Below are 6,207 nucleotides of genomic sequence, written 5' to 3'. Positions count from 1 at the left end.
CCTATGCAGCGGGATTTGTTTCGCGGCGACGTTTCCGGCGCAAAATAGGAGAGGGAAATTTTACTATATCATAAATTCTTGTTACCTTTACCATGGCAATCAGTGTTACCGAACTCAAAAAGCGAGCTACGATGATAAATGACAAGGTGAGAATGTATCTGCTGCCGCCGCTTATCAATGCGGCAGTCAGGGCCGGAGCCTCGATAATGAATGTCTATAAAAATCTCGACGATTACGATATAAGCCTCAAGGACGACCGAACGCCGATTACGGTCGCTGACCGCCTTGCACACAAAATCATCCGCGAATACCTGGGCCGCACGCGCATTCCCATCTTGAGCGAGGAGGGGCGTGAAATGCTTTACGACGAGCGCCGCAACTGGGAGCTCTACTGGCTGGTCGATCCGCTCGACGGCACGGTCGAATTTATCAAGGGCAACAACGAATTTACGGTCAATATCGCCCTGATGGAGAACAACGTCTGCATGGGGGCGGTGATTTATGTCCCCTACTTCGAGAAACTTTACATCGCGGGGCGCGATGCCGGCTCGTACGTCAAGGAGCATATCGCGCCGGATGCCGCCGCAGAATATACCTATGACCAGATTGTTACGGGCTGGACACGCCTTCCGCTCGCGGGCGAAGCGGATTATCCCCGCCTGCGCGTGGCCGTGTCGCGATCGCACCAGACGCCCGAAACGGCGGAGCATATCGCCCGCCTGCGCGAAACGCATCCCGATTTGGAGATTGTCGAGCAGGGCAGTTCCTATAAATTCTGCCTGCTGGCCGAGGGGCGCGTCGACTATTATGTCCGTACGACGCATACCTACGAGTGGGATACGGCGGCCGGGGAGTTGATTCTCGCCGAGGCGGGCGGCAGCACCCGTACGCTGTCCGGCGGGGGGAGGCTGCTCTACAACGAGGAGGATTTGCGTAACCCGTGGTTCGTCTGCCGGTCGAAATACTGTAAAATCTGACGCCCGGACAGCCACTTTGCCGGAAGAAAGAAAAAGAGGAGCGTCACTCCTCTTTTTTCGTCTGTTCCTCGATGTCGCAGGCCGAGCAGTTGCCCGAGCAGCCCGCGACCGAATGCGTGTCGGAGCAGCCGGCGCTGCCGTCCGCTTCGCGTGTTTCGTGCACGGCGCATTTGATGCCCAGTTTCTGCATGTTCTTGTTGGTCGATATCTCCGAGTCGATATGGTGTCCCTTGATCATCAGCGTCAGCGACATGCCCGCCACGAACAGCGCGACGGCGCCGAGGGCGAAGAGGAAAACGATTAACCACGTTGGCATAGTTGTCTGGTATTTTTACGTCCCGAAATTTTGGGTTTCGGTCACAAATGTATACATTTGTAAGATAAATTGCAAGAACGCTGCCTTATCTTCGGCTGCGGTGCAGAAACGACAACAGACGCAATACTATGAAAATCGTGATAGCGGGAGCGGGCGAGATGGGCAGCCACCTGGCGAAGATGTTGAGCGGCAACGGCCACGACATCACTATTATCGACAGCGACCAGAAACTGCTTTCCGACGTCGGGAGCCTTGCCGACGTGATTTCGGTCGAGGGCGATTCGACGACGTTCGCCGTCCTCCGCAAGGCGTCGGTGCGTAAGTGCGATTTGTTCATCGCCGTGAACCACGAGGAGAACGACAATATCGTGGCGGCGATGCTGGCCAAGAAGCTGGGTGCCAAAAAATCCATCGCCCGCATCGACAACAACGAATACCTCGAGCCCAACAACAAGGAGATGTTCATCGACATGGGCATCGACTACCTGTTCTACCCCGAAAAGGTGGCGGCGCGCGAAGTCATCAACCTGCTGGGGCATACCTCGACCACCGAATACGTCGATTTTTCGAGCGGCAAACTCTCGCTGGTGGTTTTCCGCCTCGAGCCGGCCTCGCCGCTCGTGGGCCGGCAGCTGGAGGGATTCGACGACGACCAGACGCCGTTGAGCTACCGTACGGTGGCCATTACGCGGGGTGGACAGACGATCATTCCCCGTCGGGGAGAGTTGTTCACCGAGGGCGACGTGATTTACGTGATTGCCCGGCAGGACGCCGTGAAGCAGGTCATGGAATTTTCGGGCCAGTCGAATATCGAGATTAAGAACATGATGATTCTCGGCGGCTCGCGCATCGGCATCCGCATCGCCACGGAGCTGCAGGACGAGGTCAACATCAAACTGATAGACTACAATGCCGAAAAGGCTTACCGGCTGGCGGAAACACTCGATAAAACGCTTATTATCAATGAGGACGGTCGCAATACGGAGGCCATGATGGAGGAGGGGCTCTCGAACATGGACGCTTTCGTGGCCGTGACGGGCCGCAGCGAAACCAACATCCTCGCGGCGATGCTCGCCAAGCGCATGGGGGTCAAGAAGGTAATCGCCGAGGTCGAGAACCTCAACTACATCAACCTCGCCGAATCGATCGGCATCGACACGATTATCAACAAGAAGCTGGTGACGGCGTCGAACATCTTCCGCTTTACAATGTCAACCGACGTGCAGGCCATCAAATGCCTCACGGGCAGCGACGCCGAGGTGCTGGAGTTCATCGTCAAGCCCAACGCCCCGGCGGTCAAAAGCCGCATCAAGGACCTCGGGCTGCCCGAGGATACGATTATCGGCGGCATCGTGCGCGGCGACAAGGTGTTCATCGCCGTGGACAACATGGAAATCAATCCCTACGACCGCGTGGTGGTATTCGCCATGCCTGCGTCCGTAGGCAAAGTGGGATACTTTTTTAATTGACGGCGGGCGCCGTACGGCCCGGCGTGCGTCGCGGGGCTGCCGGTGCAGGCCAAAACGTAACCGAACAGACAAGGTGTCTTTCAGAAGCATATTACTCAAGGCCTGGTTTTCGCAGCGCGAACGGGCTATCGACCGTTTTCGCCGCCACCCGGCCGAAACGCAGGCCCGCATCTTCCGGCAGTTGCTGCGCCGCGGGCGCAGGACGGAATTCGGGTGGCGTTACGATTTGGGGCATGTCCGCACGGTGGAGCAGTTCCAGTCGTCGGTCGAAACGTTCGACTACGAAACGTTCAAACCTTACATCGAAAAGATGCTGGCCGGCGAGCGCAACGTTACGGCGCCGGGGCGCGTGAAGCTTTTCGCCCGTTCGTCGGGCACCACCTCCGACCGGAGCAAGTACATACCCGTTACGGAGGAGTCCCTCTGGTGGAACCATACGCTGGGCATGCGCGACGTGGCGACGGTGTTTTCGGCCAACAACCCCAAGACGAAGGTCTTCGACGGCAAGACGCTGACGCTCGGCGGGTCGTACAGCCGCGAGGGACGCAACCTCGTGGGTGACCTGTCGGCGATACTGATACACGAAACGACGTTCTGGAGCGGCTGGTTCCGGGCTCCGCGCGTGGCTACGGCCGTCATCGCGGACTTCGACCGCAAGGCCGAGGCAATCTGCCGCGAATGCACCGGGGAGAATATCACGGCTTTCGCCGGCGTGCCGTCGTGGAACCTGGCGCTGATGCGACGCGTATTGGAATATACGGGCAAAAATAACCTGCTGGAAGTGTGGCCCAACCTCTGCATGTTCGCGCACGGAGGCGTGGAGTTCGCCCCCTACCGCCGTTCGTTCGAGGCGCTGATACCCTCGGACGCGATGCAGTATATGGAAACCTACAACGCTTCGGAGGGCTTCTTCGCACTGGCCGACGACCCGTCACGCAGCGACATGCTGCTGATGCTCGACTACGGCAATTTCTTCGAGTTCCGCAGCGGGGATACCGTCGTGCCGCTCGAGGGGGTGGAGTGCGGCAGGGTGTACGCCATGCTGATTACGTCGAACAACGGCCTGTGGCGCTACGAAATCGGCGATACGGTGGAGTTCACTTCGACGAATCCTTACCGTATCCGTTTCGCGGGGCGCACGCGGCAGTATATCAACGTGTTCGGCGAAGAGTTGATTGTGGATAACGCCGACCGGGCGCTGGTCGCCGCCTGCGGGGAAACCGGGGCCGTGGTCGGGGAATATACCGTGGCGCCGTGCTACATGTCGCTGCGCGAGCGGGGCGCACACGAGTGGATCGTGGAGTTCGAGCGCGAGCCCGACAGCCGCGAGCATTTCGCCGAGGTGCTCGACCGCGAGCTGCGGGCCGTGAATTCGGACTACGACGCCAAGCGTATGACGACGCTCGAACGCCAGCGGCTGACGGTTGTCGGCCACGGGCATTTCCTCGCGTGGATGCGCGCACGTGGAAAAAACAAGGTGCCGCGGCTGGTGAACGACCGCCGTGTGGCGGACGAGATACTGGCATTCGGCGACGGCAGGCCGTAATTGGCCGGCAGCTCCGTGACGCTGAAGCGTGTGCCGAGGAAGTTGTTGCGGCCCGGCCGGTGCTGGCCGGGGCGTCGATTCCGGCCGTATCGCGACAGGCTCTTGCAGGGCGCGATTTCGGCTCGCCGCCGAAGCGGCAACTGTACGCTGTCGTTGTCGCTGCGGCCCGGCACGGCGGACGTACTTTCGCCTGCCGCCTGCAGTTTGGGGACGGAGAGACTTTGAACGCGTCCGCAGGCTGCGAAAACAACGCTCCGGAGCGGAGCGACAGAATGAAAATGTAAAACAAATAATTGATTGTTATGTATATAGCCATTGCAGGTAATATCGGAAGCGGAAAGACTACGCTGACCCAGATTCTGACCCAACGCTACAACGCCAAGGCCTATCTCGAGGAGTGCAACAACCCCTATATCGGCGACTTCTACGAGGATATGAACCGCTGGTCGTTCAATTTGCAGATTTACTTCCTCGGAAGCCGCATCCGGCAGACGATGGACATGCTGGCCGACAATGCCGATACGGGCGTGATTTTCCAGGATCGCACCATCTACGAGGATGCGCATATCTTCGCCGACAACCTCCACGAAATGGGGCTGATGCCAACGCGCGACATCGAAACCTACATGAAACTTTTCCGGCTGATGACCACGCTCATCCCCAAGCCCGACCTGCTGATTTACCTCAAGGCGAGCGTGCCGACGCTCATCTCGCAAATCCGCAAGCGCGGCCGCGAGTACGAGATGAACATCGACGAGCTGTACCTCAAACGGCTGAACGACAAATATAACCATTGGATTGAAAACCTTTACGAGGGCGACGTGCTCGTAATCGACAAGGATCACGAGGACTTCGTGTCGGATCCGGCGGTGCTGGAGAAGATTTGTGCGCGGCTGGACGCGCTTAAAGCGGGGAAATAACCGATGGCACTGCCTGCGAAGTTCTCCGAACGCGTGCTGCGCGACCTCGGGGAGGCGGAGGGCGCGGCGCTCTGCGCCGCACTCGATACCGAACCGCCGGTTTCGGTACGCCTGAATCCGGCCAAAGGCGGCGTTGCGGCTGAACCCGGATCGGCGCAGGGACAATCCGGGCCTGATGCGCCTGCCGCGCTTGCGGTGCTGCGCAACGCCGACGGACGCGTGCCGTGGTGCGGCGAGGGGTACTACCTCGCTGCGCGGCCGCAGTTTACCCTCGACAGCGATTTCCATGCGGGGGCCTATTACGTGCAGGAGGCCGCGTCGCAGTTCGTGGGGTATTTGCTCGGCGGGGTCGAAAGCGCCGGGAAGCGGATTCTCGACCTCTGTGCGGCCCCGGGCGGCAAGACGACGCTCTACGCCTCGCTCGCAGGGCCCGACGGGCTGGTCGTCGCCAATGAGATAGACCGCCGCCGCGCGCAGGTGCTGGCGGACAATGTCCGCAAGTGGGGAACGGGCAACATTGCGGTGACGGCGTGCGAACCCCGGCTGCTGGGGGACTTCGAGGCGTGGTTTGACGTGGTGGCCGTGGACGCCCCCTGTTCGGGCGAGGGGATGTTCCGCAAGGACATGCAGGCCCGCGGGGAGTGGAGCGAGAACAATGTGAAAGTCTGTGCCGCGAGGCAGGACGCGATATTGCGTGAGGCGTGGCGGGCGCTCAAACCCGGCGGAAAGCTGCTCTACAGCACCTGCACGTTCAACCGCGACGAGGATGAAGGCGCTTTGGAGCGGATGCTCGCATGGGCGGGCGACGAGCTCGCGGAGGCGGAAGATATAACCGTCGACCGGGCGTGGGGTATTGCCTGCGGCCGGGTCGGGGTTTTCCGCACCTACCGGTTTTATCCCCACAGGGCCCGCGGCGAGGGCTTTTTCGCCGCCGTGGCCCGCAAGGCTTTCGATGCGGGGGGCCGCAGCCGGACGCCCA

6 protein-coding genes are annotated in these 6,207 nt (G+C 60.1%); 5 read left to right on the top strand and 1 reads right to left on the bottom strand.

What is annotated here, in order from left to right:
• Positions 1–131 precede the first annotated feature (131 nt).
• The gene (locus tag QZT71_RS11695) at positions 132–977 is read left to right on the top strand and encodes an inositol monophosphatase family protein (RefSeq protein WP_295916410.1); all 846 of its coding nucleotides are present in this window, start codon (positions 132–134) and stop codon (positions 975–977) included.
• A 43-nt stretch (positions 978–1,020) separates the two neighbouring features.
• Here QZT71_RS11695 and QZT71_RS11690 read toward each other — a convergent pair whose 3' ends face one another.
• Positions 1,021–1,293 carry a hypothetical protein gene (locus tag QZT71_RS11690; protein ID WP_295916408.1) on the bottom strand — a complete coding sequence of 91 codons (273 nt, stop codon included), beginning with the start codon at positions 1,291–1,293 and terminating at the stop codon, positions 1,021–1,023.
• 128 nt (positions 1,294–1,421) lie between these two features.
• Here QZT71_RS11690 and trkA point away from each other — a divergent pair, with 128 nt between their 5' ends.
• From trkA to QZT71_RS11670, 4 genes are all read left to right on the top strand, one after another.
• Complete coding sequence (trkA, locus tag QZT71_RS11685) at positions 1,422–2,762, top strand: Trk system potassium transporter TrkA (protein ID WP_295916407.1); 1,341 nt, start codon at positions 1,422–1,424, stop codon at positions 2,760–2,762.
• A gap of 73 nt (positions 2,763–2,835) precedes the next feature.
• Positions 2,836–4,308: a GH3 auxin-responsive promoter family protein gene (locus QZT71_RS11680; protein ID WP_295916404.1), complete on the top strand. Its 1,473-nt coding sequence runs from the start codon at positions 2,836–2,838 to the stop codon at positions 4,306–4,308.
• 302 nt (positions 4,309–4,610) lie between these two features.
• Complete coding sequence (locus QZT71_RS11675; protein WP_295916401.1) at positions 4,611–5,228, top strand: deoxynucleoside kinase; 618 nt, start codon at positions 4,611–4,613, stop codon at positions 5,226–5,228.
• A 3-nt stretch (positions 5,229–5,231) separates the two neighbouring features.
• Positions 5,232–6,207: RsmB/NOP family class I SAM-dependent RNA methyltransferase (locus QZT71_RS11670; protein WP_295916400.1), on the top strand; the 976-nt coding region annotated here is incomplete at its 3' end.

This window comes from uncultured Alistipes sp. (genome assembly GCF_902388705.1).
Classification (GTDB): domain Bacteria; phylum Bacteroidota; class Bacteroidia; order Bacteroidales; family Rikenellaceae; genus Alistipes.
This window is presented reverse-complemented; position numbering and strand designations above follow the sequence as displayed.

Bases quoted from the DNA above. Each gene is read 5' to 3' on its own strand.
- QZT71_RS11695 (WP_295916410.1), top strand. From the start codon at position 132: ATGATAAATGACAAGGTGAGAATGTATCTGCTGCCGCCGCTTATCAAT.
- QZT71_RS11690 (WP_295916408.1), bottom strand. From the start codon at position 1,293: ATGCCAACGTGGTTAATCGTTTTCCTCTTCGCCCTCGGCGCCGTCGCG.
- trkA (WP_295916407.1), top strand. From the start codon at position 1,422: ATGAAAATCGTGATAGCGGGAGCGGGCGAGATGGGCAGCCACCTGGCG.
- QZT71_RS11675 (WP_295916401.1), top strand. From the start codon at position 4,611: ATGTATATAGCCATTGCAGGTAATATCGGAAGCGGAAAGACTACGCTG.